The 26,078-nt window shown below is 64.7% G+C and carries 24 protein-coding genes; 9 read left to right on the top strand and 15 right to left on the bottom strand.

All coding sequences use genetic code 11. From position 1 onward, the window contains the following. Positions 1-89 precede the first annotated feature (89 nt). Together ACRRRO_RS14720 and ACRRRO_RS14725 are read left to right on the top strand one after the other, a co-directional pair. The gene (locus ACRRRO_RS14720) at positions 90-1,484 is read left to right on the top strand and encodes a sulfatase-like hydrolase/transferase (RefSeq protein WP_424798313.1); all 1,395 of its coding nucleotides are present in this window, start codon (positions 90-92) and stop codon (positions 1,482-1,484) included. Next, positions 1,484-2,146: a sugar phosphate isomerase/epimerase family protein gene (locus ACRRRO_RS14725; RefSeq protein ID WP_434080484.1), complete on the top strand. Its 663-nt coding sequence runs from the start codon at positions 1,484-1,486 to the stop codon at positions 2,144-2,146. Before ACRRRO_RS14720 ends, ACRRRO_RS14725 begins: the two co-directional genes overlap by 1 nt. A gap of 115 nt (positions 2,147-2,261) precedes the next feature. Here ACRRRO_RS14725 and ACRRRO_RS14730 read toward each other — a convergent pair whose 3' ends face one another. The 6 genes from ACRRRO_RS14730 to ACRRRO_RS14755 form a co-directional block, all read right to left on the bottom strand. Further along, positions 2,262-3,380, bottom strand: coding sequence for a LacI family DNA-binding transcriptional regulator (locus ACRRRO_RS14730; protein ID WP_424798309.1), 1,119 nt, complete (start codon positions 3,378-3,380; stop codon positions 2,262-2,264). Between the two features lie 9 nt (positions 3,381-3,389). Then, a complete protein-coding gene (locus ACRRRO_RS14735; protein ID WP_434080485.1) occupies positions 3,390-4,988 on the bottom strand; it encodes an FAD-dependent oxidoreductase in 1,599 nt (532 codons plus the stop codon). Further along, positions 4,903-5,619 (bottom strand): FAD-dependent oxidoreductase, encoded by a 717-nt coding sequence (locus ACRRRO_RS14740; RefSeq protein ID WP_434080486.1) that lies wholly within the window; start codon positions 5,617-5,619, stop codon positions 4,903-4,905. The genes ACRRRO_RS14735 and ACRRRO_RS14740 overlap by 86 nt, the downstream gene beginning before the upstream one ends. A 63-nt stretch (positions 5,620-5,682) precedes the next feature. Then, positions 5,683-6,420, bottom strand: coding sequence for a polysaccharide lyase beta-sandwich domain-containing protein (locus ACRRRO_RS14745; RefSeq protein ID WP_434080487.1), 738 nt, complete (start codon positions 6,418-6,420; stop codon positions 5,683-5,685). Positions 6,421-6,500: 80 nt separating this feature from the next. Then, on the bottom strand, positions 6,501-8,372 hold the full coding sequence (locus ACRRRO_RS14750) for a polysaccharide lyase family 8 super-sandwich domain-containing protein (RefSeq protein ID WP_434080488.1): 1,872 nt from the start codon (positions 8,370-8,372) through the stop codon (positions 6,501-6,503). 94 nt (positions 8,373-8,466) lie between these two features. Next, positions 8,467-11,049, bottom strand: coding sequence for a polysaccharide lyase family 8 super-sandwich domain-containing protein (locus ACRRRO_RS14755; RefSeq protein WP_434080489.1), 2,583 nt, complete (start codon positions 11,047-11,049; stop codon positions 8,467-8,469). Positions 11,050-11,499: 450 nt separating this feature from the next. On the opposite strand from ACRRRO_RS14755, the gene ACRRRO_RS14760 reads away from it, so the two are divergent. Further along, a complete protein-coding gene (locus ACRRRO_RS14760; RefSeq protein WP_424798163.1) occupies positions 11,500-12,366 on the top strand; it encodes a 3-hydroxyacyl-CoA dehydrogenase family protein in 867 nt (288 codons plus the stop codon). Between the two features lie 67 nt (positions 12,367-12,433). On the opposite strand, the gene ACRRRO_RS14765 is transcribed toward ACRRRO_RS14760, so the two are convergent. The 6 genes from ACRRRO_RS14765 to ilvD form a co-directional block, all read right to left on the bottom strand. Next, a complete protein-coding gene (locus tag ACRRRO_RS14765) occupies positions 12,434-12,772 on the bottom strand; it encodes a type II toxin-antitoxin system PemK/MazF family toxin (protein WP_434080490.1) in 339 nt (112 codons plus the stop codon). After that, on the bottom strand, positions 12,756-12,953 hold the full coding sequence (locus ACRRRO_RS14770; protein WP_424798161.1) for a hypothetical protein: 198 nt from the start codon (positions 12,951-12,953) through the stop codon (positions 12,756-12,758). Before ACRRRO_RS14770 ends, ACRRRO_RS14765 begins: the two co-directional genes overlap by 17 nt. Before the next feature lie 119 nt (positions 12,954-13,072). Beyond that, positions 13,073-13,558, bottom strand: coding sequence for a RidA family protein (locus ACRRRO_RS14775; RefSeq protein WP_424798160.1), 486 nt, complete (start codon positions 13,556-13,558; stop codon positions 13,073-13,075). A 30-nt stretch (positions 13,559-13,588) separates the two neighbouring features. Then, complete coding sequence (locus tag ACRRRO_RS14780; RefSeq protein ID WP_424798159.1) at positions 13,589-15,178, bottom strand: N-acyl-D-amino-acid deacylase family protein; 1,590 nt, start codon at positions 15,176-15,178, stop codon at positions 13,589-13,591. Positions 15,179-15,224: 46 nt separating this feature from the next. Continuing rightward, entirely contained in the window at positions 15,225-16,085 is an 861-nt protein-coding gene (locus tag ACRRRO_RS14785; protein ID WP_424798158.1) for a fumarylacetoacetate hydrolase family protein, read from the bottom strand. Positions 16,086-16,135: 50 nt separating this feature from the next. After that, on the bottom strand, positions 16,136-17,938 hold the full coding sequence (ilvD, locus tag ACRRRO_RS14790; RefSeq protein WP_424798157.1) for a dihydroxy-acid dehydratase: 1,803 nt from the start codon (positions 17,936-17,938) through the stop codon (positions 16,136-16,138). A gap of 347 nt (positions 17,939-18,285) precedes the next feature. Between ilvD and ACRRRO_RS14795 the strand changes: the two genes are divergently transcribed. From ACRRRO_RS14795 to ACRRRO_RS14805, 3 genes are read left to right on the top strand one after another with little or no spacing between them, the layout of a single operon-like run. Further along, complete coding sequence (locus ACRRRO_RS14795) at positions 18,286-19,125, top strand: succinylglutamate desuccinylase/aspartoacylase family protein (protein ID WP_424798156.1); 840 nt, start codon at positions 18,286-18,288, stop codon at positions 19,123-19,125. A gap of 59 nt (positions 19,126-19,184) precedes the next feature. Beyond that, positions 19,185-19,568, top strand: coding sequence for a pyridoxal-phosphate dependent enzyme (locus ACRRRO_RS14800; RefSeq protein WP_434080491.1), 384 nt, complete (start codon positions 19,185-19,187; stop codon positions 19,566-19,568). 2 nt (positions 19,569-19,570) lie between these two features. Beyond that, positions 19,571-20,179, top strand: a complete 609-nt coding sequence (locus ACRRRO_RS14805) for a pyridoxal-phosphate dependent enzyme (RefSeq protein WP_434081588.1) — start codon at positions 19,571-19,573, stop codon at positions 20,177-20,179. Between the two features lie 11 nt (positions 20,180-20,190). Here ACRRRO_RS14805 and ACRRRO_RS14810 read toward each other — a convergent pair whose 3' ends face one another. Both ACRRRO_RS14810 and ACRRRO_RS14815 read right to left on the bottom strand, forming a co-directional pair. Continuing rightward, on the bottom strand, positions 20,191-20,472 hold the full coding sequence (locus tag ACRRRO_RS14810; protein WP_434080492.1) for a hypothetical protein: 282 nt from the start codon (positions 20,470-20,472) through the stop codon (positions 20,191-20,193). Continuing rightward, positions 20,469-21,509 carry an aspartate aminotransferase family protein gene (locus ACRRRO_RS14815; RefSeq protein ID WP_434080493.1) on the bottom strand — a complete coding sequence of 347 codons (1,041 nt, stop codon included), beginning with the start codon at positions 21,507-21,509 and terminating at the stop codon, positions 20,469-20,471. The genes ACRRRO_RS14810 and ACRRRO_RS14815 overlap by 4 nt, the downstream gene beginning before the upstream one ends. 249 nt (positions 21,510-21,758) lie before the next feature. On the opposite strand from ACRRRO_RS14815, the gene ACRRRO_RS14820 reads away from it, so the two are divergent. Next, a complete protein-coding gene (locus ACRRRO_RS14820; RefSeq protein WP_434080494.1) occupies positions 21,759-22,874 on the top strand; it encodes an alanine racemase in 1,116 nt (371 codons plus the stop codon). A gap of 18 nt (positions 22,875-22,892) precedes the next feature. On the opposite strand, the gene ACRRRO_RS14825 is transcribed toward ACRRRO_RS14820, so the two are convergent. Next, positions 22,893-24,341: a M81 family metallopeptidase gene (locus ACRRRO_RS14825; protein WP_424798152.1), complete on the bottom strand. Its 1,449-nt coding sequence runs from the start codon at positions 24,339-24,341 to the stop codon at positions 22,893-22,895. Between the two features lie 178 nt (positions 24,342-24,519). Between ACRRRO_RS14825 and ACRRRO_RS14830 the strand changes: the two genes are divergently transcribed. Next, entirely contained in the window at positions 24,520-25,689 is a 1,170-nt protein-coding gene (locus ACRRRO_RS14830; protein ID WP_434080495.1) for a M81 family metallopeptidase, read from the top strand. Then, complete coding sequence (locus ACRRRO_RS14835; protein WP_434080496.1) at positions 25,605-26,045, top strand: MlrC C-terminal domain-containing protein; 441 nt, start codon at positions 25,605-25,607, stop codon at positions 26,043-26,045. Before ACRRRO_RS14830 ends, ACRRRO_RS14835 begins: the two co-directional genes overlap by 85 nt. The last annotated feature ends 33 nt before the right edge of the window (positions 26,046-26,078 follow it).

Below are 26,078 nucleotides of genomic sequence, written 5' to 3' on the forward strand. Positions count from 1 at the left end.
GCGATGATGGGTTGACGCTCTTGACGCAGGTCGTGGTGAGGTGACAATAGGCGATGGCTAGTCGGGACACGAATCGGCCGAACGTCGTGATGATCATGGCAGATGATCTCGGCCCGTGGGCCCTCGGGTGCGCCGGAAACCCCGAGATACGGACACCGACCATCGATCGAATGGCATCGGAGGGTACCCGGTTCACCGAGTTCTACTGCGCCTCGCCGGTGTGTTCACCAGCTCGGGCCACGCTCCTGACCGGGCAGATGCCCTCGGCTCACGGTGTGCATGACTATCTCGACGCTCGGCATGTGGGAGCAGACGGTCACGACTTCCTCGGCGGTCAACGTCTGTATACAGACGACCTGGCGGACGCCGGCTATCGCCTCGGCCTCGTGGGTAAATGGCACCTCGGCGCCAATGACCGGCCGCGCCCGGGATTCGTCCGCTGGTTGGCTCATGGCGGAGGAGGCGGGCCGTACTACGGTGCGCCGCTGTACGACGAGAACGGGCCCGTCGACGCACCGGGTTACGTCACTGACGTCCTGAGCGATGCTGCCTGTGACTTCCTCGAGGACGAGTCGCGGACAGAAGACCCATTCTATCTATCGTTGCACTACACGGCTCCGCACAGTCCGTGGAAGAACAACCACCCCACGGAATACACCGACCTGTATCGCGACTGTGCCTTCGCCTCGCTGCCGCAGGAGGAGTTGCATCCGTGGGTACCCATCGTGGACGGCGCCCCGATCGGCGGTGAACCGGATACTCGCGCAGCGCTCGAGGGCTACTTCGCGGCGGTCACCGCGATGGACGCCGGCATCGGTCGGGTGCTGTCGCGCCTGTCGCACCTCGGATTGGACGAGCACACGGTGGTGATCTTCACCAGCGATAACGGATTCAGTTGTGGCCAGCACGGGATCTGGGGCAAAGGGAACGCGACTTTCCCCCAGAACATGTACGACGAATCAGTGAAGGTGCCGTTCATCATGCGGCAACCGGGCCGTATCCCAGCAGGTGAAGTGAGCGATGCCCTGGTGTCCGCCTATGATGTCGCCGCAACACTGCGGGATCTCTGCGGGATCGCTCATCCGCCGCAGAACGGCCCTGGGCGGTCCTTCGTCACCACTCTGATGGGGCAACAGGGGCAAGATCCCCGTGAGCGGGTTGTGGTGTTCGATGAGTACGGGCCGGTGCGGATGATCCGCACCCGCAGGCACAAGTACGTCCATCGCTATCCCCATGGGCCGCACGAACTCTATGACCTCGTCGCCGACCCGGGGGAGCGGTCGAACCTGATCGGTTCCCCCGACGCTGCCGCGTTGCGCACGGAACTGGAGGACCAATTGAATGCATGGTTCCACCAGCATGCACGCACCGATGTCGACGGTCGGGCCTTGCCGGTGAGCGGCGCCGGGCAGGTGGACACGGTGGGACCTGGGCGGAGCCCGTTCCCCTTGGCGACGGCCTTCAACACCATCCCGAGGTATTGATGGCGACGTTGACGTTGGCCGTCTCCGGACTCGGCGTGCCCGAGGAGGGGCTGTCAGTGTTCCTGGATCTGGTCGAGCGCTCAGGCATTCAGGGAATCGAGATCAGACACGGTGCGGTCGTGCCCGCGGAGTACCAGGATTCCGGCATCCGCGATCGTCTGGCGATGTTGGACTTCGTCGCCCTGGCTTCGCGAGTGAAGGTCGGCGCGGGGGCGCGCAGCGAGTTCATTCGGCATCTCAAGGCGGCCGTGGCGGATGCGAACCGGCTGGGGGCAACGCATGTGCGCGTCTTTCCCGGTGCCGGCAAGGGGGCGGATCGCACCGAGGACGGCGAACTGGTAGACCGGCTCGTGCAGGCCTCTCATATCGCGCGCGACGCGGGGGTCTACATCGCCGTGGAGACGCACGATTCCCACTGTGCTGGGGCCGACATCGCCAAACTCCTGGACGCGGCAGTCGACTCGGATGCCGCTACCGGCTCGCTCACGGCCGTGTGGGACGTCCTGCACACCTGGCGGGTCGGAGAGAGCGCGGGTGAGTCGTTGGACCACCTGTCCGGTTGGCCACCAATGGCTGGATCCAGGTCAAAGATGCAGTGGGCAGGAGTGATCCGGCACCCGAACTACCTGGCGATGGCGCGGTCCCGCTGGTCGCGATCCTGAAGACGATCCAGGAGCGCGGATACTCCGGTTGGGTGTCACTGGAGTGGGAGCGGGTGTGGTTCCCAGGCGTTGCGCCGCTGGAGGTGGCGATCGAGCATCTCCACTCGGTCTTCCGTCAAGCCGGCGGTGGCTCCTGAGGCCCGTTACTCCCGCACGAATCACGGACCACGATCCGGGGTCTCAAGAAGATCTGATGGATCGGAGATTCCTCCCCCTCTCGGATCCGGTTCAGCAGAACCTCAGCTGCAAGCCGTCCGAGCCGGTGCTTGGGCGGTGCCAGTGCGGTGAGAGGGACCTCCGCCAGTTCGGCAGTCTCGTCGTCGTAGGAGACGATGGCGAGATCCTCGGGAATACGGATGCCGACCTTGCGCGCGACGGACTGCAGGATGGTCGCCTCACGATCACCGAACACCAGGGCAGCGGTGACACCGTTCCGCTGCAGGCGCTTGAGCGTGGCACGCGCCCGTGGCTCGTCCCATTCGTCCCATGGCGCGGAGATCATCAGTGAGCCTTTCAGGCTGAAACGTCGTGCGGCCTCGTCGAAGCCGAGCCTGATCGAACGTCCGGTCCAGGACTTCTCTCGCAGACACAATGCAATTCGCTCATGTCCCAGGCGATGCAGGTGCCGGACACCAGCGAAGGCGCCGGCCTGATGATGCGAGCACACGAATTCCGTCGGGTCTGCTGATCCCAAGGTATCGAAGCGACGCTCGATCAGGACTACCGGAACACCGAGTTTCTCGAGTGCGTCGATCCGCTGCATCACCAGATCTAGGTTGCTGATGCTCGGCACGAGGAGTAATCCATCGATGTTGGACTGCATGAACCGCTCGATCGCTCGTGTCTCCCGAACCGGGTCGTAGAGGTAGGTCGCCAGCATCAACCCAGTCTCTGCGCTCGCCAGGGTCTGCTCGATCCCCTGCAACACCTTCGGGAAATATAGACTCGTGTCCGGGAGCAGCACTCCGATGGAGGATTCGCTGACCCGGCGTTGCCGGGGCTCCCGAACAACGAACATTCCGGCACCCTGGCGCACCTCGACCAGTTGATCGCGGACGAGTTCATCGATCGCCCGGCGGACCGTGTTGATCGAGTAACCGGTGGACTCGGCCAACTCTCGTTCGGTCGGCAATTTGGTACCCAACGGCCAGGTGCCGGCGTCGATGCCCCGCCGAAGGTCGCTGGCGAGTGTCTGGAACTTTAACTGGCGGGCAGAGACGTTGGTCGATAGCACGGCATGCCCTCAGAAGACCCGGACCGCCACGACCTGCGCGTAACGGGACCCGTTGGTGGCCAGCACCTTCACCCGGATCGCCTCCACGTTTGCGGCGGAGCAGGCATGGACCCGGTGTCGTTTCCGATTACCGCGCTCGGCTACGGACGTGTGCCAGGCTCCGTCGCGGTAGACCTCCAGGTCGTAATCGGCCACGATCTCTGGAATGACGCGGAACGGCCACCGGGAGTAGTGCAGGTTGTTGGCGTACTCATTCACGTCGTCGTTGAACAGCAGGTGGACTTCCTCGATCGACTGCGGCACATCCCACCGCAACTCCACCCACTCCGGCCCGTTCGCCATCGGTGCCGATGACCAGATCTGGGGACCCGCGAACGGTCTGCTGTATGCAGAGATGACCTGATTTGGCGCGTAAGGACCGCCGTCGTCGATCCGCAGCGCCAGCCGGGTGCGGTTCAGCGCCTTGATGTCCCACTGCACGATCTCGTTCGGTGCGCGGTCATCCACGTGAAGGTCGATGTCGCGGGTGGCGAGGTCGGCGCGGCGGCGCATCGCGAGTTGACCGAACAGGTAGTCGGGATGGGTGTGCCAGGAGACGTCGTCGTTCGCGGATAGAACCAGGACCAGATTCTCCTCATCGTTCCGGGCAGCGGGGAGTTCGAGGGAGAGCCATCGACTCCCGGAATCCTCGATGTTCACCGTGCCGGAGGTGAGGAGTTCCTGGGGTACGTAGGTGAGCGGGTCTGCTGTGGTGTGGAACGCGTACTGCACGGAGGTGCTCTGCTTCGCGTTCAGGTAGACACGGGCGACGCGTGCGGCGCTCGTCCGAGGAAAGAGGACGGCGGTATCGGCGCTCAGTCGGACCGAACCGTCGATGTGACTCGCGGCATCCGGATCCAGTGAGGAACTGGCGGTCACGAGGGCCCCTCGCGCTCTGTCGGCGGGATCGGTCCACGGCACGCCGATCAGGGAGGCATCGTGCCGGATCAGCCGGTGTTGGAGCGCGGTCACGGACTCGCGCAGGCCGGCGGGGTCGATTCCCTGCTCAGCGCACAGCGCGGCTGCGGTACCGGCAGCCTCGCCCATGACGCCGCAGGTGGCCATCACCCGCATGGAGCCGAACGCAACGTGCGTGGCACTGACGTTACGTCCTGCCATGAACAGGTTGATGATGTTGCGGGAGTGCAGCGCGCTAAATGGAATGTCGTACAGACCGGGCGGGTAGATCTGCTGCGCCGCCCCGCGCGGTTCATAGACACCCTTCGGAGGGTGTAAGTCGATGGACCAGCCACCGAACCCGATGGCGTCCGACTTGCGGCGGTCCTGTTCGATATCCCGTTGCGTCATGATCGTCTCGCCCAGGATTCGGCGGTACTCGCGCTTGCCTGGCACCGACCCGACCCACTCGAGGGTGAGATTCTCGGCGTCGAACTTCCCGGAGTTCTTGATGTAGTCCCAGATGCCGTAGACGACGCCCCAGAGTTCGTCGCGGATCCGTTCGTTGTCGTGGACCACGTCGAGTTCACCGCCCCACTCGATCCACCAGTAGTCGGCGCCGTTGTCGCCGGTGTGGATCACACGTGATTCCAGGATTGAGGTGGCCTGCACATCGATCGCGAACGACGGCGGAATGAATGGGACCGCCTCGGACTCCTCGCGGGTGTAGTAACAACAGCGTGCTGCCGAGGGTCAGGTCGTCCTTCTCGGCGGGTGCCCAGGACTCGGAGTACTCGTGCTGACCCTCCCGGCCGAGCAGATGGTCGGCGCCGGCCGCCGCTGCGATTGAGCCATCGCCGGTGCAGTCGATGACGAACTGCGCGTGCATGTGCACCTCGCGTTCGGAGCCGAGCACATGGCCCACGACAGACTCGATCCGCTGCCCAGCCATGTGGACATCGAGCACGTGGGTGTTCAGGAACAGGTCAATGTTCGGTTCGCTCTTGACCGCTTCGAGCAGCACAAGGTCCCAGTACTGGGGGTTACCCAGTGGGTTGCGGTACTCGTTTTCGAGATAGAACTCGCCGACGATGCCGGTCTCCCGGGCGTACCGCTGATGTCCGGTGGCGGTGGCCCCGCACACCCACACGCGCACCTCGCTGCTGGAGTTGCCACCCAGCACCGGGCGGTTCTGGAGTAGCGCGACGCTGCGGCCGTTGCGTGCGGCGGCGATCGCCGCAGACGTTCCGGCCAACCCGCCACCCACGACTACCACGTCGTGGTGATGCTGTTCGATTCTCACGAGTTATCCCTCCTTCCCGAGGAGTCTGCAGCATCAACAGGGAATGAATACAGAACCAGTTACTCAGGAGAGTTGGGCGACCGCGGTCTCGACCTTTTGCACCAGCAGATCCTTGGTCACGGGCTCCACGGTGTGGGGCGGGTGCGGTGCGGTCAGTTGATACTGGAACCGCTCCAGAGCCTGGATGGCCTGCTGGTTGCGACCCGCTTCTGCGTGACGCTGGGCGATACCCACCGACGCCCGTAAGCGAGCGGCGACCGGAGCAGCGATAGCGCCCGTGGCCACCGACCGGTCGAATGCTCCGGATACTGCGTGCACAGGCCCGGCAGAGGTGGTCATCTCGACGGTGAAGACCCGTCCGCTGACGTCCTTGGTGTCGATCACTAGCGTGCTGGCGTCATGTCCGGACTCCATCGAGACGCCCTCGTCGGCAGCGACCAGGTCCAGGTCCAGGTCGGGCAGGGCGAGCGTGAAGCGTACTTGGTCACGGGAGAACGTGGGTTCGGAGAGGCCGAGTCGAAGGTGCCCGTCACCGTTCTGCTTCACTACCACGGAAGTCGCCCCGTCGGCACTGAGGAGCCCCGCATCGCCGGCGGAGAAGAAGTTTGCCATCGTGACCCCGGACCTCGTGTCGACGACGGCTTGGACCTCTGATGTGTTGGCCAGTACCTCGATGCACGCGTGAGAGTACGTCGCCAGGAGTTCGTCGGTAGCATTCGGTACCAACGCGTAGGCCAACGACGTCCGTGCCGTGCCGGGATGCAGGTAGGAGATGTTCGCGATCGTGCGTTCGATCAGCACGCTATTCACGGTAGTGCTGTCATCGTCCAGGCCTAGCGTCACTGGATGATCGTCCAGGAAGATGTACCCGACGGCGGCGTCTACCTCAGGATCGTGCCAGCGGGCGTTGGACAAGCGGACCGCGTCGACGGGCCGCTGCCAGGGACGCCATCCTTCGTCGTCCACGACACCTCGGTGCTGCTGGAATGTGTGGACAGTCGAGTATCGACCGACGTGCGCAGATCGCGTCCGTTGCTCTCGGTCAGGTCTGCCGCGAGCACGATGATCACCCCTTCGAACATGAACCAGGACTTGCAACCGTCGGGATTGACGTACTCCAGGTTGAACTCGGGGGACAATGTCATGCTTGAGGTTCCGAAGCCATCGACACTGGCACCACCCGAGTGTGCATTGGTCCCCCAGGGGCTGCTCCCGGTCCGTTCGCGCGATTCACCCACCTGAGCGGTCACTCCAGCGAGCATGGTGGGATCCACCACGTGCAGGTACTCGCCGCCGTAGGTGGTCGGATGATTCTGTCCGGTGAGATACAAATAGTAGGCACCCTCACCTTGGAACCATGGGCGTGGATTGGCGCCGCTCATGGTCTCGTATTTGCCGATGCGTTCTGAACTCCGGGCGATGGTGAAGCGGTAGCCGGTGCGGGCGTGCACGTCCCGTTCCATGAGGTTAAAGGTGGCGTGGCCTGACGGGAAGTAGGGGTCACGTGGCGTCACAGCAGTGTCAGCGAGCAATGCATGCAGGGTCACGGGCGTGACCGGAGAGGCGAAGTCGTCCGCGTTCACCACTGCAAGGGTGTCGGTGGCGAGGTGCTTCACATACGCTCGCAGGTCGTCGGCGGTCTGCCCGCGCACGTACCGGGTCAGGTCCGTCAGCGCCTCCACCATCACAGGGGTGTCGTCGTACCCCACGTTGATTCGGGCTGCCACGCGTCCCTTGAGGTGCTCGAAGAAGTGACCTTCGTACAGCACCGGTGCGAAACTGTTGCGTACCCACGACATCAAAGTGTCCGTCAACTCACCCTCCGGCAGAAGGGAGGTGTCGGCCATGATCTGCGTGAACTGCATGACCCGCGTGAGCAGGTTCCTGCCATAGGTGGCGGTGTAGGGTACGTTGCCGTGCTGGAGGAACGATCCGTCAGGATAGAAGCCGTCGGTGATGTTCTCGGCAGGATCGATGGGATCGATGGTGGCCATGACGGTGAGATGGCTCTCCAGCCCTTCAACCACGCGTGCGCCGTCGCCGACAAGTGCGCCCTGAATCAAATAGTTGATGGTCATATCAGCGCGGTTCGCGCCCGTGTGGAACTTCGGGACGAAGGTGAGGTGACTGTCCATCACATCCAGGGCTTGTTGCATCAGGCTTGGATCGATCTCGACGATCCGGTGACGAAGGCACACCAGCGCCAAGGTGATCTGGTTGGGTGAGCCGATTTCCCAGTCCCACCAGTCGCCGTACTTGTCTCCCTCGCCGGTGTAGATGTCCCCGGGGACGTCGTAGTAGTTCTCGATCACCCATCGCAGCGCCTCGATCACCGCGTCCTGGCGGGTGATGTCGCCATACGAGGTGGAACCTGGTGTCGCGGTTGCGAGCGCGATGCTGCCCAAGACCCTGAACGTGCTGGTCAGCCTGCCACTGGCGGTTGGGCCGTTCGAGGAGTTTTCCGGCCCCAGCCGGACGTTGTTGATGACGCCGAAGTTATCCTCCCATTGCGAACGGGGCCGGAGCCGAGCGGCGTAGCCGTCACCGTCCCCCTGGATCGCTTCGACCTTCGCCGCTGCGGCCGGGTGGGAGTTGTTGGTCGCAGTTCCCGCGAAGATCGCGGTGTAGTTGGCCAGCAAGAGTTCATGATCAGCGCTGTTGGCCAGTGCTCGAACTGGGATACCGGCGACGGCAACTCCCAGGGTGGTGCCGCCCGCGAGAGCGAACAGGCTTCGTCGGGATAGGTCAACCATGGGCCTTCCTTGGTCAGGTTTCTCTGGGCGGTGCTGGTGCTGGGTCAGCCCGCCCAACTGCGGGAGCGGATGACGCGGGCCCGCCCATCTGGATTCAGGAGAGTTGCGCGATTGCGGTCTCGACCTTCTGCACCAGCAGGTCCTTGGCTGCCGGATCCACGGTGTCGGGTGGGCGTGGTGCGGTCAGTTGGTCCTGGAACCGCCTTAGGGCTTGGATGGCCTGCGGATTGCGGTCCGCCTCCGCGTGGCGCTCGGCGATACGGAGCGACGTTCTCAGACGAGCGGCGACAGGACCAGCGATCGCGTCGGTGGCCACTGCGTGGTCAAATGCGGCTGATACCTCGTGCACGGGACCGGCCGAGGTTGTCATCTCAATGATGAACACTCGCCCGCTGACGTCCTTAGTGTCGATCACCAGCGTGCTGGCGTCGCTTCCTGATTCGATTGAGACTGCGTCGTCGGCCGAGATCATTTCCAGGTCGGGGAGCGCGAGCGTGAGGCGTACCCGCTCACGTGCGAACGTCGGTTCGGAAACAGCAAGACGGACAAGGCCGTCGGGGTTGCGATTGAGGACCACCACGGTAGCGCCGTCGGCTCTGACCAGGCCGGCCTCACCCGCGGCGAAGAAGTTCGCCATGGTGACGCCGACGTCTCCGTGGGTAACCGCTTGGACGTTCGTGGTGTTCATCATCAGCACCCGAATGCTCGAATGTGCATACGAGGCAAGTCGTTCCTCGGTCGCATTCGGCACCAGGATGTAGGCGACCCTGGACTCCTCTTTTCCATCGTGCTCGTAGAAGATGCTGGAGATGGTCCGCGTCGGCGGGGGATTGCCGGCTTGTGCGGTCCGGTCAACTTGTTGCAGATGGACGTCCCCCTGGTTGAGCATGACGTAGCCCACGGCGGTGTCGAGTGTGGGGTCCGTCCAGCGGACCCACGCCAAGTCTCCAGTGGTGGCGCCAGACCCGACATCACCGCTGCGATTTGCCCACGTGTAGCGCGCACTTGCATCGACGAGGCTGGTCCGGCTGTCCACGGAGGTGGTCAGGAGGCGCCCCTGGGGGTCGGTGATTCCAGCACCGAGGGTGACGATTTCGTCGTCGAACATGAACCAGGATTTGCGCCCGTGGGGGTTCTGGTAGGCAACGACGTCTTCAGGGAGGAGCCCTTCCTGCTTGTGATGCCAGGTGATCTCGGAACTCATCTCCATGCTGGCAGTGGCGTAGCCATCCAGGTCTGCCGAGCCGGAGTGGATGTTCACGCCGCAGGGGTAGTAGAAGTACTTGTTCTGCAATGGTGAGGACGAGGTGAATCCGAGATCGGGGTTGTCGTACCAGCGCTGCCCGTAGAGTTCCTCGATGGTCTGCCGTTCCTCATCGGGAGTGGTGGTCCCCGCGTACTTCATCGGATCTACCGTGTGGATGTACTCACCGCTGTACGTTGCAGGGTGATCCTGACCGGCGAGGTAGATCTGATAGGCGCCCTCACCTTGGAACCATGGTCGCGGGTTGGCGCCGCTCATGGTCTCGTACTTGCTGATGCGTTCAGAACTTCGGGCAAGTGCGAACCCGAAGGCCTGGCGCACGTGGACGTTGCGCTCCATGATATTGAAGGCGGCATGGCCAGTGGGCAGGTAGGGGTTCTCGGCCACGATGGTCGGATCGTCGATCAAGTCGGCGTACGTGGCGATCGTGGGCAGGGAGATCAAACTGTCCAGTGGGATCTGCGCCTGGGTGTCCAGGGCCACATGCTTAATGTAGGAACGCAGGCGGTCGCCGTCGTCGGCGCCCAGGTACCGAGTCATGTCCGTCATGGCTTCGATCACCACGATGGTGTCGAGGTATCCGTTGTTTAGCCGTGCAGCGATACGGCCGCGCACGATTTCCAGGACGTATCCCTCGTACATGATGGGAGCGAAGCTATTGAGAAGCCATCCATGGACAGTCCCGGTCATGAGCCCTTCGGGTATATAGCCGGTGCCGTGCAGGATCTTGATCGCGTTGACCACCCGGGTCAGCAGATTCTTACCGTACGACCCGTTGTAGGCGACATTGTCATGGTGCAGGAAGGAGCCGTCCTCATAGAACCCATCGGTGATGCCGTCGACAGGGCTGACGGGGTCAATATCGGCCATCACGGTCAGATGCTGGGAGATGCCTTCCTCGATCGCGTCGTCGTCGCCGACCAGGGCTCCTTGCACGAAGTAGTTGGTGGTCATGTCGGCGCGGTTGGCGCCGGTGTGGAACTTGGGCTCGAAGGTCAGGTGGCTGTGCATGACGTCCACGCAGTACAGGGTCAGGTCCGGATCGACGTCAGCGATCGGATCCCGCATGAACGCAAGCATCATCGTGATCTGGTGGGCAGAGCCGATCTCCCAGTCGAACCAGTCGCCGTACTTCTCACCGGTGCCGGTGTAGATGTCTCCGGGGACGTCATAGTAGGTCTCAGTTACCCACCGGAGTGCTTCGATCACCCGGTCCTGCCGCTGTCGGTCTCCGTACGAGGCTGCTCCGGGCGTCACGGTGGCCAGCGCAATCTCAGCGAGCGCGCGGAAAGTACTGGTCATACGTCCGCTGGCGGTAGCGCCGGTGGTGGAGTTCTCCAGTCCCAGGCGGACGTCGACGATCACTCCGGAGTACTGCACCCAATCCGAGTTCGGACGTAATCGTCCGAACATCTGGTCCAGCGTGTCTGGATGGCAGCGATCTTATCCGCGACGGCCGGGTGTGCGTTGCTGTCCTCGGTCCCGGTGTACAGGGCGGCATAGTTTTCCAGAATCGCGTTCCGGTCGAGAAGCAGGTCATCGGCTCTCGCTGTCCGCTGAGTAAGGGGCAGACCCGCGATCGCGATACCCAAGCCCGCGCCGGCGGCGATTCCCAGAACTTGTCGTCTGCTCAGACCAGGCATGCTTTGTCCTCCATCTACCTCCGGCGTTTCCAAAGGACGCAGCGGCGCGCCGTTGTCAGCCAGTGCAAGGAATTGAATCCGCACCCCAACGAATGAATCAAGAATGAACGTCGTTCTTCTGGGAATCGTACGCCGCTGTGCGGCAGGCCCCGGCTTTCTCCACACATGGCAGAGTGTGTTCGTTGGACTTGCCACAACCCGTTCATGGGAGGAGGTACCGATGCAGCCGATCACGCGGGCCGGAGTTGTGGGCCTGGGCACGATGGGCCGCCGGATCGCGGGGATGTTGGTGCGAAGTGGCGTCACGGTTCGTGTCTTCGACATCGCCGGTGTGCCAGCAGAACTCGGCAGCACCGATCGGGCAGAACTGGAGGTCGCCGGGTCGATCGAGGAGTGTGCGGTCGATGCGGACATTGTGTTCGAGTCGACCTTCGAAAGCCTTGAGGTAAAGCAGGAGGTGCTCGCCGCGATCTCCGGAGCCACGGATACGGTCATTGCGTCCAACACCTCGACTTTCCGGCCGAGCGTGCTCGCTACCTTCGTACAACGGCCGGAGCGTTTCCTGCTCACCCACTTCTTCAATCCGGCCGATGTGGTCCCCCTGGTGGAGGTCATCCGCGCGCCCACGACCGCAGAGGTACACGTGCAGGCCGTCCTCGATCTGTTGAGCCGTCTGGGGAAACGACCCGTGGCTGTCGGTGAGGTTGAGGGGTTCATCGCCAACCGGCTCCAGGCCGGGGTGCTGCGCGAAGCCTTTTCCCTGGTCGCACGGGGGATTGCCAGCCCGGAGGACGTCGATGCGGTGATGCGGTATGGGCTCGGACCGCGCTGGGCCATTGCCGGTCCGATCGGCATCGCGGATCTGGGTGGGCTCGATGTGTGGGAGGCGGTGTGTGCGGAAATCTTCCCGACTCTCGACAACGCCGATGCGCCTCCGGCGTCGCTCGTCGAGCATGTCAGAGCCGGCCGGCTTGGCGCGAAGTCCGGAAGTGGTTTCTATGACTACGCCGACGGTCGGGACCAACGCCTCGTGGCCTCGATACAGGATCTGTTCACCCATCTCGACGCAGCCGCTGCAGACGGTTAGCCGCACGGCCGACCGAGCGTAAGCCTGCATCCGCTGCGTGCAACCGTGGAGCGGGACTACTTGGTTGTCAAAGGTCGAGAAGGAGGGCGAGTGTGTTGCGCACTTGCCCGAGAGTGACCGGCCCGATGTTGCCCCGCTGCCCGGTGACACGGGCGACAGCCACCGATCGGACGTGCTGGCATTGGACTGCGGACGGAGTGTCCAGGCCGTTGTCATCATCGGGCGGGATCAGGACTTCGGCCCCGCTGTCGCGGAGCGTGCGGGTGAGGGGTACCACCTGGATAACGTTCGGACTTCCACGGAGCACCCGGCGGGCAGTCACTACGATGGCCGGTCTGGTCATTCCTGCTTCCGATCCAGCGGGCGGCCCGAGGTCTAGATTGACGACGTCACCCGGCGTCAGCATCGAGCCACGAGATTTCGTCGCCGGTCAGGGGGCCGGCGAGATCGCGACCCATCTCATCTTGACGTAGCAGCCTGACGGCGTGCGCCACGGTCTCTGCGACCGTTGATCGTCGATGGCTCGCGAGGTCTCGTAGTTCGTCGCGAGTGGCTTTGCTGACCCGGATGGTCGTGGATTCAGACATGCACTTACATCACCACATGTAGATGGATTTGTCTACAGCCGGGAATGGCGAGGGCTTCCGGCCAACCGGGCATCCAGCTCCTCCGTCACGCTCTACAGGCTGGCACGGGGGAGGGACGCTCATTCCCCGGGCTCGACCTCGACCACGGCTTCCACCTCGACCGGTGTGCCGATCGGGAGTTCGGCCACGCCCACAGCCGAGCGGGCGTGCCGGCCGCGGTCCCCGAGGACCTCGACGAACACCTCCGAGGCGCCGTTGGCGACCTGCGGTTGGTCCCGGAACCCGGGCGCGGAGGAGACGAACACGGTGAGCTTGACGACCTGGGCGATCCGATCCAGTGACCCCAACTCCTCCTGCAGCCGGGCCAGCAGGTTCAACGCGCACTGGCGGGCGCAGGCCTGACCGGTGGGGACATCGACGTCGCCGCCCAGCACCCCGGTGGCCAGCAGATCACTGCCCACGAAAGCCACCTGTCCGGACATGTGCAGCACCTGACCGACGCGGCGCAGCGCGCGGACGGTGGACTGGGGTCCGGGAGCCGCTGAGGGGACCGGTTCCAGGGCAGCGAAGCGGGCGTCAGCGCCGGTGGTGGGGGAGTTGTTCATGGTGTTCTCCTTCTCGGTGTGGGTTGCTGGTCATGCGGGTTCAAGGACCTGGCCGGGTGCGGCGTCGGTGTCGGCGCCGCCGTAGATGACCACCCGTCCTGCGACCAGAACGTGGGCCACTCCGTGTGGCGGGAGCAGCGGGTCGGCGAAGGTGGCCCGGTCGGAGATGCCGGCCGGGTCGAAGACCACCAGGTCCGCAGCGTAACCGCGGGTGATCCGTCCCCGTTGGGGCACGGCGAACCGCTCGGCGGCATCCTGGGTCATCCGTTTGATCATGGCCGGCAGCTCGGCCACCTGCTCCTGGCGCACGTAGCGCCCCAGTACCCGGGCGAATGTGCCGGCGGTACGCGGGTGCGGCCGGCCGGGCAGCGGGATCGTGTCGGATCCGATGAGCACGTCCGGGTGGGTGATCAGGGTGCGCACGTCCGCTTCGCTCATCTTGTGCAGCACCACCAGGCAGTCACCGCGCAACTGTTGCACCAGGCCGGTGAGGACTTCCGCCGGGGGGCGACCGTCGTCGTCGGCCAATGCGGCGACGCTGCGGCCCTCGATCTCAGGACGGGCCGGTGCGAAGGCGATGGTGATGCCATCCCATCCAGCCGCAGCGACGAAGTTCTGCCAGCCGGGCAGCCCGGTCTCGAATTCGCGCGCGACCCGACGGCGGACCTCCGCCTGGTCGAGCCGGGAAAGCATCGCCTCGATCCCGCCGTCATTGACCCACGGGGGCAGCAGGGCCCGCAGCAGGGTGCTGCTGGCGGCGTAGGGGTAGACATCACCGCGGACGTCGATACCGCCGGCGTTCGCGGCCTCGATCTGGTCCAGCACTGAGGCTGCTGTGCCCCACCGTTGCCGGCCGGCGACTTTCAGGTGGGACAGTTGCACCCGCGCCCCCGTCGTGCGGCCCATCGCGATCGCCTCGGCCACTGCCTGGTGGACCATGTCCATGTCGTTGCGCATGTGGGTGGCGTAGATGCGCCCGGCACGTGCCAGCACCTGGCCCATCGCGTGCAGTTCCTCCGGTGGGCTGTACATCCCCGGTGGGTAGACCAAACCGCTGGACATCCCGAACGCCCCCTCATCCAGGCTCTGGGCCAGCATGTGGCTCATCACCCGGGTGGCCTGGGGGCTGTCGGGTTCGCGGCCCAACCCAGCGGCGGCGGCGCGCAGTGTGCCGTGACCCACCAGCGGCGCCACATTGGTCGGCAGGGACTGGGCGCTAAGTGCCTCGCGGTAGTGCGCATAGGAATCGAAAGCGCGCGCAGCGGGGCCGAACAGGGCACCGATGTGATCGCGGATCGCTGCCTGCCGGGCGGGTGTGGTGGGGAACGGCGTCCACCCGCAGTTGCCCGTGACTTCGGTGGTGACCCCTTGTCGCACCGAGGCGCGCGAGACCTGTGTGGCGCTCGCCGGCAGGAAGGCGGTGAGGTCGCTGTGGGTGTGCACGTCGATGAAGCCCGGCGTCACCACCAGGCCGGTGGCGTCGATCTCGGTTTCCGCCCGGGCCGGGGTCAGGTCACCGATCGCTTCGATCCGACCGCCCCGCACACCGACGTCAGCCACCTGGCCGGGCGTGCCGGTGCCGTCCATGACCAGACCGTTGCGCACGATCACAGTAAACATGGTGGCTCCGGTGGGTGGCCGGTCGGTGTGCGGGGGCGGTTCGGGATCAGCGGGGTGCGAGCACTGTCTGGCGCTGGGCGCCCAGGTGGTCGATACCGAGTTCCATGGTGTCCCCGGGCTGCAGGAAGATCTGCGGGTCGTGACCCATGCCCACTCCGGGCGGGGTGCCGGTGTTGATCAGGTCCCCGGGTTCGAGCACCAGGAACTGACTGATGTAATGCACGATCGTGTAGACGTCGAAGACCATCGTGGCGGTGGATCCGTCCTGGCGGCGGGTGCCGTTGACGTCCAGCCACATGCCCAGGTTGTCCACGTCGTCGATCTCCTCCGGGGTGGTCAACCACGGACCGGTGGGGTTGAACGTCTCGGCCGACTTACCCTTCAACCACTGCCCGCCGCGGCGGGTCTGAAACTCCCGCTCGGAGACGTCGTTGACCAGGACGAACCCGGCGATCGCCTCGCGCGCCTGCTCGGGGGAGTCCAGGTAACTGGTGCGCGTGCCGATCACGATGCCCAGTTCGACCTCCCAGTCCACCTCGTTGGCGCCCCGGGGGATGCGCACGTCGTCATTGGGGCCGATCAAGGTGTTGGGGGACTTGGTGAACAGGATCGGCTCTTCGGGGACGGCCTGACCGGTTTCGGCGGCGTGGTCGGCGTAGTTGAGTCCCACGCACAGGATCTGGTGCGGGCGGGCGATCGGTGCGCCGATGCGCTCCCCGGCGAAGGTGTGGGTCTGCCCGGCCGCGCGGCGCTCCTGCACCACCTGGCGCAGTTGGTCCAGACCGTCGCGAGCGAAGAACGTCTCGTCGAAGTCACCGGCCACATCTCCGACGTTCACGTAGGTGGACTCATCGAGACGGACCACGGGCCGCTCCTGGCCGAGTGGGCCCAGACGCATCAGTTTCACGGGGATTGCTCCTTGGGTTTTTGTGGGGGAGGTGTGCGGGGAGGTCGGGATCAGGTGCCGCGGTGGGGTGGTGCGTGCGCGGGCCGGTTGTTTACGGACATCCCGCCTCCATGTAATGCAGGCTTGGCCAGTGCGGTGTACTGCCCGAGGGCACCTCGATGATGCGTAGCCGGCGGCGCCCAGTGCTCCCTGCGGTCCGTCAGTGTCTGGTCTACCTGCTGCGGACTGACTCTTTGTCCTGCGACGCCGACAATATCGAGACGACGCCCAGGAATGTCGATCTCGATGAGATCGTTCTCCGCCAGGAAAGCCACCGGCCCACCATCCACGGCTTCTGGATACGCGTAGCCCACGCATGGCCCGCGGCTGGCGCCGGAGAATCGCCCGTCGGTGAGTAGCGCCGTGGTCGAGGCCAGCACCGGATCGGAGGCGATGAGTTCGGAGAGGAAGAACATCTCCGGCATACCGTTGGCACGCGGCCCCTGATACCGCACCACCACCACATCGCCGGGGCGTATCTTCTCGGAGACCAACGCTTCGATCGCGTCTTCCTCGCGGTCGAAGACGCGAGCGGGGCCGGTGTGGGTTCGCATCGCCTCTGCCACGGCGTGCGACTTGACGATCGCACCCTCGGCCAGGTTCCCGCTGAGCAGCACGGTCGAGCCGGAGTCGAACACGGCTTCGGTCACGGGCTTGATGATCTGGTCAGGCTGAAGGTGGTAATTGCCCAAGAACATCGCCGCGTGCCGCTGCAACTGGGTGCCGTTGATCCGGTCGAGATTCTCTCCGAGAGTGGTGCCGCTCACGGTGAGTGCATCCAGGTGCAGGTGGTCCCGTAGGTGGTGCATCAGGGCGGGCACACCACCTGCGTACCAAAACAGTTCGGTGGGGTAGCGGCCCGCCGTCTTGGCATCGACCAGCACGGGGGTGCGCTGGTGGATTGCATCGAAGTCCGCCGCACTCAGTTCTACGCCGGCTTCTTCGGCAATAGCGATCAGGTGCATCACCGCATTGAGCGACCCGCCGATCGCGGCGTGGGTCGTGATGGCGTTCTCGAACGCTTCCCGGGTGAGGATTGCGCGTGCGGTGATGCCTTCGTGGAGCAGTTCCACTGCCCGTTGACCGGCACCTCGCGCCATCCGGCGAATCTCTGCCATCGGTGCGGGGATGAGGGCGCCCCACGGCAGTGCTAGGCCGAGTGCCTCGCTGATCACCTGCATCGTGGCTGCGGTACCCATGTACTGGCATGCTCCGCACCCGGGGCAGGTGAACCGCTGGAAGGCGAGGAACTCGTCCAGGTCCATCCGGCCTCGGTCCACCAGCATCTTCATGCTCCATAACTCTTCATTGGAGCGATGCTGGGGACCGGTGGCCATAGCTCCGCCGGGGACGTGCACAGAGGGTAGATCGAGTCGCGCCATCGCCAGCAGGTGAGCCGGAACGGCCTTATCCCCTGAGGAGGACAACACCATCGCATCGAACGGGGTGGCGTTGGCGTGCACCTCAACCATGTTCGCGATGAATTCACGGGAGGCCAACGGATAGCGCATGCCATCATGGGCTTGGGCAACGCCGTCGCAGATGTCGGTGGTGGTGTACTCAGCCGGCTTCCCGCCTGCTTGCAGGACGCCCTTGGCGGCCTCGGCTCCCAGGTCACCCAGGTGGTAGGAACTGGGGTGGGAGGCACCGGCTGCGGTCTCCACCAGCACTTGGGGTCGTTCCAGGTCGGCAACCGACCAGTCCATCGCCATGCGTAGGGCGTCGCCCTCGAAACTGAACTGCCGAACGCGCTGGCTGGCCAGTGTCTTCTCGGCGGCCGACTTCGGTGTGGACCGCCCGGTTGATTCCGTCACTGTGACCTCTCTAGATCAAGCCAACAGACCGTCTCGGGGAATGGAACTGCAGGTTCATTGTTCGGTACTTGGCAGGCGAATGCAAGAGCCCCGTCACGGTCGCGGCAGTTGAGCCTGGGATGCGGAGAGTGCGAGGTCGGTGGTTCGCGGCGGGCTCGCGCCCCAAGGAGGATATCCGCTGGTAATCTGCCTGGCGAAATCTGAGTTCTTTGCAGCGGAAGTTGCGATGTGGCAAGTTGCCGCACATCAGGGAAGGCGGAGTGGTCACCATGCCTCACCAAGATCAAGACCTGAAGTCCGAGTTGCCCGAGGTCCAGGTTCTCCGGGGGAGGAACCCCGGACCAACGGTGACCGTGCTCGGTGGTGTGCATGGCGATGAGTTTGAAGGTGTGCTCGCCGCGCGGCGGATCGCCACATTGCTCGACACCGACGCTCTCAGCGGTACCGTCCGGGCGGTGGCGCCGGCACATCCGGCCGCCTGGCGCGAAACCAGGCGGGAGAGCCCGTCTGATGGCCTCAATCTTGCTCGTGTCTTCCCGGGAAGAGCCGACGGTTCGGCGACAGAGCGTCTCGCCCACCACCTGACTACGGAAGCAATCATCGGCGCCGATGTGCTTATCGATCTGCACTCCGGCGGCCTGGGCTTCGATATGCCGCTACTCGCCGGATATCACGCTGGCGAAGGTGAACTCTGTGAGCGTTCCGGGCAACTCGCGGCAGCCTTCGGTGCGCCGTTCTTGTGGCAGCATCCCACCGCTGCGGGCGGGCGCTCTCTCTCTGCGGCGGCAGCGCATGGGGTCGCCTCGTTCTACGTGGAAGGCAGGGGAGGGGGGCAGGTTCGCCGGGACGAATTGGATTGCTACGTTGACGGAGTACTGCGGGTGCTGGCGCACCTCGGCATGATCGAGGGGGATGCAGTCTCGACAGAGCCAGTCCTGGTGCGTGGTGACGGCAACACCGATGGGGGCATCACGGCGCCGCGAGCCGGCTACTTCGTCACGTCCGTGGGAGTGGGGGATTCTGTTGCCGCGGGTTCGGCGTTGGGGCAGATCGTCGACGACGACGGATCGACGGTCGACGTAGTGAGCAGCCCACTAGGTGGTGCGATCATGCTCCTTCGACGCAGGACGCGGGTGGAAGAGGGCGACACCTTGGCGATCGTGGCTGCCTACGTGGAGGGGCAATGATGAACGAGGATCTGTCGCAGCTTGAACCGGCTGAGAGTGCCAGTGTCCAAGGGGTCACCATGGGCGAAGGCCGTACCCCGATGGTGTCCTTGGACGCGCTGGCGCGCCGATGGGGGCTCGCTGGGTTGTGGGCCAAAGCCGAGTACCTGAACCCGACCGGATCGTACAAGGACCGGATCGCCGCAGCGAGTATGTCCAGGGCGCTGCGGGAGGGCTACCGCGGTTGGATCGGTACCTCATCGGGTAATGGAGGTGCCGCCATGAGTGCCTACGGTGTCCGTGCCGGCCTGCCGGGCATCCTGCTCGTGCTTCGTGAGGCCCCGCAAGAGAAGTTGGCCTCGATCGCGCCTTACGGGGTGCTGTTGCTCTCTATGGACCGGATGGGGCCAGAGGTGATGGCGGGGCTGGGGCAGATCGCAGCAGCGCGGAGAGGCTACTGCTGACGATTACGACCCATGCGCACAACCCGCATGGAATGCGCGGAGCGGATGCGATCGGTACGGAGATCGCCGCACGCGGCGGCATCACTCAGGTGTACGTCCCGACCGGAGGTGGTGGTCTCCTTGTCGCTACTGCTCGTGGCCTGGGTGCAGCAGCCTGCCGAGCCGCCGTCATTTCCACCCAACCGGCCGGCTGCGCGCCGATCGCGCGGACGCTGACCGGGGAGTTGTCCCACCCCAGTATCGACGAGTGGTCCACGCATATCTCGGGGCTCATGCTGCCCCGCCCGCCCGACGGCGAGGCAGCGGTCGCAGCAGTCCGTTCATCCGGCGGGTGGGGAGTCCCGGTAGCCGACGAGGACGCCTGGGCCGCCCAGGACCTCCTTGCCCGCACCGAGGGCATCTTCGTGGAGCCCGCCGCAGCGCTCGCCTTGGCGGCTGTCCGCCAAGACGTTGAGCAGGGACGCCTGGGGGCTGCGGATCAGCCGTGCGTCGTGCTCACGGGGCACGGTCTCAAAGACCTCGGCCGCTTCACCGCGAGTGATCGACGGCCCACGCCCACGACGACGGAGGAGATCCCCCAGCGTTTGACCCGCTGGTTACAGCAACTTTGATCGGGCGAGCGTCACTCGGTAGTCGCGGTCACGGGACCGGGGCCTTCGGCAAGCGTGGCACCCAGCGCCTCATCGATCACGGCCACTGTCTGCGCAATGTCCTCATCGGTGTGAGCGGTGGAAATGTACCAACGCCCCCCGGGCAGCGCGAACACCCCGCGACGCAACATCTGCACGACGAAGCGGTCATAGAATTCCTGATCGGCCGCCATGAAGTCGGTGAACGTGTTGTTCCTGGCCACACCGGGCGCGCACTGCACCACGGGGCCGACGCCACCGATGGCAGCAGTCACGCCATGGCGGGCGAACGCGCTTCGCATACCGTCGGCGAGCGCGCTGCCGCGTCGCTCGAAGGCCTCATACACTCCTGGTTCAGTTCAGCCAGGGCGTCCAGCGTCGCTCCACCGGCTGCGAGGACCACAGGGTTCCCGTTATAGGTGCCTGCATGCACGATGCCGGAGGTGGTGCGGTCGATGATCTCCGCCCGACCGGCTACCGCTGCCAGTGGATATCCCCCGGCGATGGCCTTGGCCAGTACGACCAGGTCCGGCCGTACGCCGTAGCGAGTGACCGCACCGCCGGTGTCGATCCGGAATCCGGTGATCACCTCATCGAAGATGAGAACCGCACCGGTGGCATCGCACAACTCCCGCAGTCCCTCGAGGAACCCCGCTGGTGGCTCCAGGACGCCCGAGTTTGCCATAACCGGCTCAAGGATGATTGCCGCGATATCCGCTTCCGAGGACTGCGCCAGTTCGGTGGCGGTTGCCAGGTCGCCCCACTCCACCAGGTGAAGATCATTCAATGCGTTGGGGTTCTGACCCTGACTGCCGAGTCCGAGAGTGCCGTCTGTACCGGGGCGGTAGCCGATCAGCATGGAGTCGGACCAACCGTGATAGTGCCCACCAAATTTGATGAATCGCTGCCGACCAGTCACGCCGCGAGCGAGCCGCAGCGCCACCTGGGTGGCCTCCGACCCGGTGTTGGACCACAGCACGCGTTCGGTGCCAGGGATGCGCTCCAGCACCTTCTCGGCGACTTCTGCTTCAAGCAGATGACCCGATCCGTAGGTTGCGCCCAAGGGAAGTTGGCGTTGAACGGCCTCAGTCAATCCGGGGTGCCCATGGCCGAGGATGACGGGTCCCCAGCCGAGGACGTAGTCCAGATAACTGTGGCCGTCCAGGTCGGTCAAACGTGGCCCGGAGCCACCTTCGAAAAAGAGCGGGTGCGGCTTCATTGCCGCCCGGAGCCCCGTGGAGACACCACCGGCGAGCGAACCCTTGGTGCGTTCCCAAGCCTGTTCAGATGCAGGCCACGCAGCGATCGTCATGGGGAGTCTCCTCTTATTCAACCGTGTTCATGAAGCAAGTTTTGGCCATTGGAACGTGCATTCCACCAGGCGTCACGCTACTATCGCCCTATGGAACGGTCAATCCCTTGGACGAAACCCGCCGTATCGACGACCGGAGAGCCGCTCCCGCGTTTTCGAAGTCTGCCCGATCCGACCGTGGAGCCCCAAAACGTGGGTCGGCAAGGGTGGTACCGCGACAATCTGCTTCTGCCGGCACTGACCCTGCGGGTGAGTTCCCTGGAACATAACGCTCGCCTGCAGGCCCAGTGGTGCGAAGCGAACGACGTCGAGCAGGCACCACATGCAAAGACGCATATGTCACCGGAGATCGTGCGGCTGCAGTTGCAGTCCGGTGCGTGGGGCATGGCGGCGGCCTCAGTCCACCAGGCGAGGTTCCTTGCGGCGACGGGGGTAGATCGGATCATCCTTGCTCATGAAGTCGTCGACCGTGGAAATGCCACCGCCCTGGCGCGATTGGCCCAGGAATATCCTGACGTCCAGGTGGTGCCGATCGTGGATTCCCTCGCGGGTGTGGAGATGGTCGCTCAACATCTGGACCGCGCCGGGATGCGGAACCCGCTACCGGTCCTGGTCGAGTTGGGGGTGACCGGAGGGCGGACCGGAGTGCGGGATGAGGCTGATCTGATCGAGATCGCCGAGGCAGTGCACGGGAGCTCCGCGCTGACGTTGGCGGGGGTTGAAGGTTTCGAGGGAATCCTTCCCGTCGGACGTGATGAGGCATCTTTGGAACGCATCGATGCTTTCCTGGCCCGGTTGGTGGCTGTCACGGTCGAACTGGATCGTCGTGATCTCTTCGATGAAGTCACCGAAGTCCTGCTGACTGCCGGAGGGTCGGTCTACCCGGACAGACTCGCGAAGGTCGACCGGCCGGAACTGAGCGTGCCGCTGCGGCTTGTGGTGCGTTCGGGTGCGACGATCACCCACGATCACGGTGCCTCGGCGGCGGCTGCGCCTCTGGCTCCGGAGGCGGACCACCCCCTGGGGGGGCTACGGCCCGCATTGGATCTGTGGGCTGCCGTGGTCTCTGCACCGGAACCAGGACTGGCCCTGGCGAACTTCGGCAAACGGGACGCTCCCTATGACAGCCGTATGCCGGTGGTGCTACAGGTGTTGCGGAATGGCGAAGCCATTGCCACCGATGGAGTGACAGTGGACCGGATGAACGATCAGCATGCTTATGTCTCTCACGGCGGGCAGGTGCAAGTGGGAGATGTGCTCCGCTTAGGCCCGTGTCACCCCTGTACGGCGTTCGACAAATGGTCCCTCGTGCCACTGCTGGACGATCAGGACGCCGTGGTCGGCGCGATCACCACGTGGTTTTGATCTCCGGCAGGTAACCGGTCACCATGTCATTGGACTGGTGCGGCGAGGAAGGGCATGCACATCCACGGGCGTGATGCCTGGTCCAGCGACTTCGATGGCTTCTCGGGCGATGTGGCCCAGGGCGCCGCGCCAGGCAATCGCACCCTTGACTACGATCACTGACGCTTGCGCTGGATCGATCCCCTGACTGGTGAATTGCTCCTCGTGGAATGCCGGAGTGCGGTCAGCCATGACGAGCAGGGTGACACCGCCGACGTCGATCACCGCAGTGGTTCCCATGGAGAATTCGCGTCCGGTCATCCATGGTCCCGAGGTGCGGTAACGGCCGTCGCTGATCCGACGGACCCGGCCCCGGATTCGCAAGGGAACACCATGGTGTGTGTCGGTCTTGGCGCCCACTAGCGTTTCGATGTCAGCTCCCTCGCCGAGTTCCTGTGCGAGCAGAGCAACGTCACGATCCACGATCGGCACGACGGCGTCGGTAGCCCCGGCTCGCAGCAGTTCGGCCAACAAGGCCGTGCCATCGCCCGCTGACCCGCCTCCGATGTTGTCGGCGACATCCGCCAGTACCACTGGACGGACCGGGCTCGCCAACGCCCGGCGCACGGCGGTAGCCGGATCGTCCCGGGCGACCTCGAAGTCCGCGGCGTGGGCGGCGATGTCGGCGACGGTCTCGTCCAGAACCTCGACTGCCGCTGCGGCGTGAGCCTCGTCATGGATCGCCAGCACGCTCATGCCGGCACGCTCGACATCGGAATAGGCGAAGCCGCCAATCACGCACACCCGATGAAGCCCGGCCTGACGGGCGCGCGCTGCAGCCCGAACTTGTAGGTCGGCCATGGGGGTGGCGTCCGTCGCCTGGGCCACCGGGCAGACCAGCAGGGGCACCTTGCGGATGGCGGTGCGTAGCGCCGTACCGGACAGGACCGTATCCAGCAGTCCGGCTGCCTCCGCACCTCGCTCCCGCATATCGATGTGTGGATAGGTGTCGTAACTGATCAACACATCGGCCCGGTCCACCAGTGTGGGCGAGGGATTCGCGTGCAGGTCGAGCACCGCGGCCATGGGTATCTCACCCGCGACCTCCCGAACCAGTTCCAATGCGGTGGTTTCGGTATCCGGGTAACCGTCAGCAACCATGGCGCCGTGCAGGTTGACGAGGGCACCGTCGAGGCGACCGGCCTGCTGCAACGCCCGGCGTGCCCGGTCGAACAGTTCCGACATCGCTTCTTCGTCAATCGGCCCGGACGGCCATGCGCCGGCGGAGAAGATCGGCACCAACTCGAACCCCTGTGCGTCCAGGAAGCCTCCGATCACGGAGCCGACGTCGGCATTAGCCTGCGCGAGGGTCTCGCCGGAGAGCAACTCGAAGTCACGAAACTGCTCTATGGATGTCGGGGTGGCGGAGAATGTGTTGGTCTCGTGCCAGAAGCCGATAACACCGACGCGGCGGGTGGGACGGGGCATGGCAGTTGCCTTTCGCTCGTTGGCGGTGATCGTCACACAAGGACCATCCACCGCGGATGCACATTCCGAGCAGTGGGACGCCGACACCAGTAGCTGACTATTGCGCGTGATAAGTCTAGACGATTAGGGTTGCGTCGAATAAAACACAGTTTGCTTTTGATGGAACGAGGGCGAAGTCATGGCGGGTCGTCGCGCAGCGCAAGTGTCCGGAGCCCCCAGGATTGCGGTCGCGAGCCTGATGTTCGAGGCCAACACGTTCGCTCCGGGTCGTACGCGCATGGATGCATTCGAAAGCACCACCTTCGCCTCGGGTGCAGATGTCTTGGAGGCCGGCCAAGGGCTGGACTCGGTCGCCGGTGCTGTGGCGATCGCGCGCGAAGCGGGCGCACAGGTCATACCGACCACATCGGCGGGCGCGCTCAGCGGACCGATATTGGCTGCCGGAGTTTACCCACGGTTGCGCGACCGGTTGCTCGATGGCTTGGCATCGCATCGCGGAGAGGTCGATGGCATCTACGTGCAGTTGCACGGTGCGATGGTGGCCGACGATGAGGACGACGTTGAGGGAGACCTGCTGGAGCAGATAGCCGCCTTGATGGGAGTGCCGGTTGCTGCGTCCTTCGACCTGCACTGCCACTTCACGGCCCGGATGGCAGCGGCCACCCCACTCCTTGCCGGGTACCACACTCTTCCGCACGTGGACATGGTCTCCACCGGTGAACGCGCCATGCGCCTCCTTCTCGCTGAGCTCGAAGGAGCACAGGCCCGGCTCGCGTGGCAGAAGATCCCAATGATCACCTCGGCCGAAGGGCAGGACACGAACCAGCCACCCATCCGCGAAGTGATGGACCGGATCGGTGAGATCGTCAACGAACCCCACGTTCTCGATGCTTCGCTTTTCATGACCCAACCTTGGCTCGACGTACCTGATCTGGGTTGGTCCGCCGTCGTTGTTACCGCCGGCGAAGGCGGGTTGGCCGAGCAGCGCGCCGCGGAACTGGCCCAGATGGCGTGGGACCGACGCACGCAAGTTCGGGCGCCTAAGGTGCCGATCAGTGAGGCACTCCAGCGTGCCGGGTGCACGGCACCCGACCCCACCCAAGGGCCGGTCGTGTTCGGGGACGGCGCCGATAGTGTCTCCGCGGGTGCCACTGGTGACGGCGTCGAGGTCCTCGCCGGACTCCTCGCTGCCTCGCTGACCGGCCGTGCCCAGGTGATCGTCACACCGACGGCGAAGCATCCAAAGAGTGTGCCACGGCCGGTGTGGGTGCGGACGTCACCCTCACCGTTGGAGGCTCCCTGGCTCCTGAATTCCACGGCCAGATCGGGGTCACCGGCACCGTGGTGAAACTGACCGACGGCCGGTTCACATCGCTCTATCCGCCAAGCCCGGTCGATCTCGGTGCAACGGCGGTCGTGCGTGTGGGTGACCACCTGCATGTAGTCATCGTGGAACGGCCCGCGAGTCAACTGGATTACCAGTTGTACGAGCACGTCGGCTTGGACCCGCAGGACGCGCATATCGTGGTGACCAAATCAGCCGGCGGATATCGCGCGTTCTATGAACCGATCGCCCGGGAATGCATCGACGTCGACACCCGGGGCCCCTCGGACTCTCGGCTTGACCGCATGCCCTTCCGCCGGGCCGACCGCCCGCTGTGGCCACTGGACCCCGACACTGCGTGGCGACCTGCCGCGAACTGACCCCCCGCCCGTCGAGCACCATCAGAGAGGATC

Origin of the sequence: Sanguibacter sp. Z1732 (genome assembly GCF_051020515.1) — a bacterium.
GTDB lineage: Bacteria > Actinomycetota > Actinomycetes > Actinomycetales > Beutenbergiaceae > CALKWS01.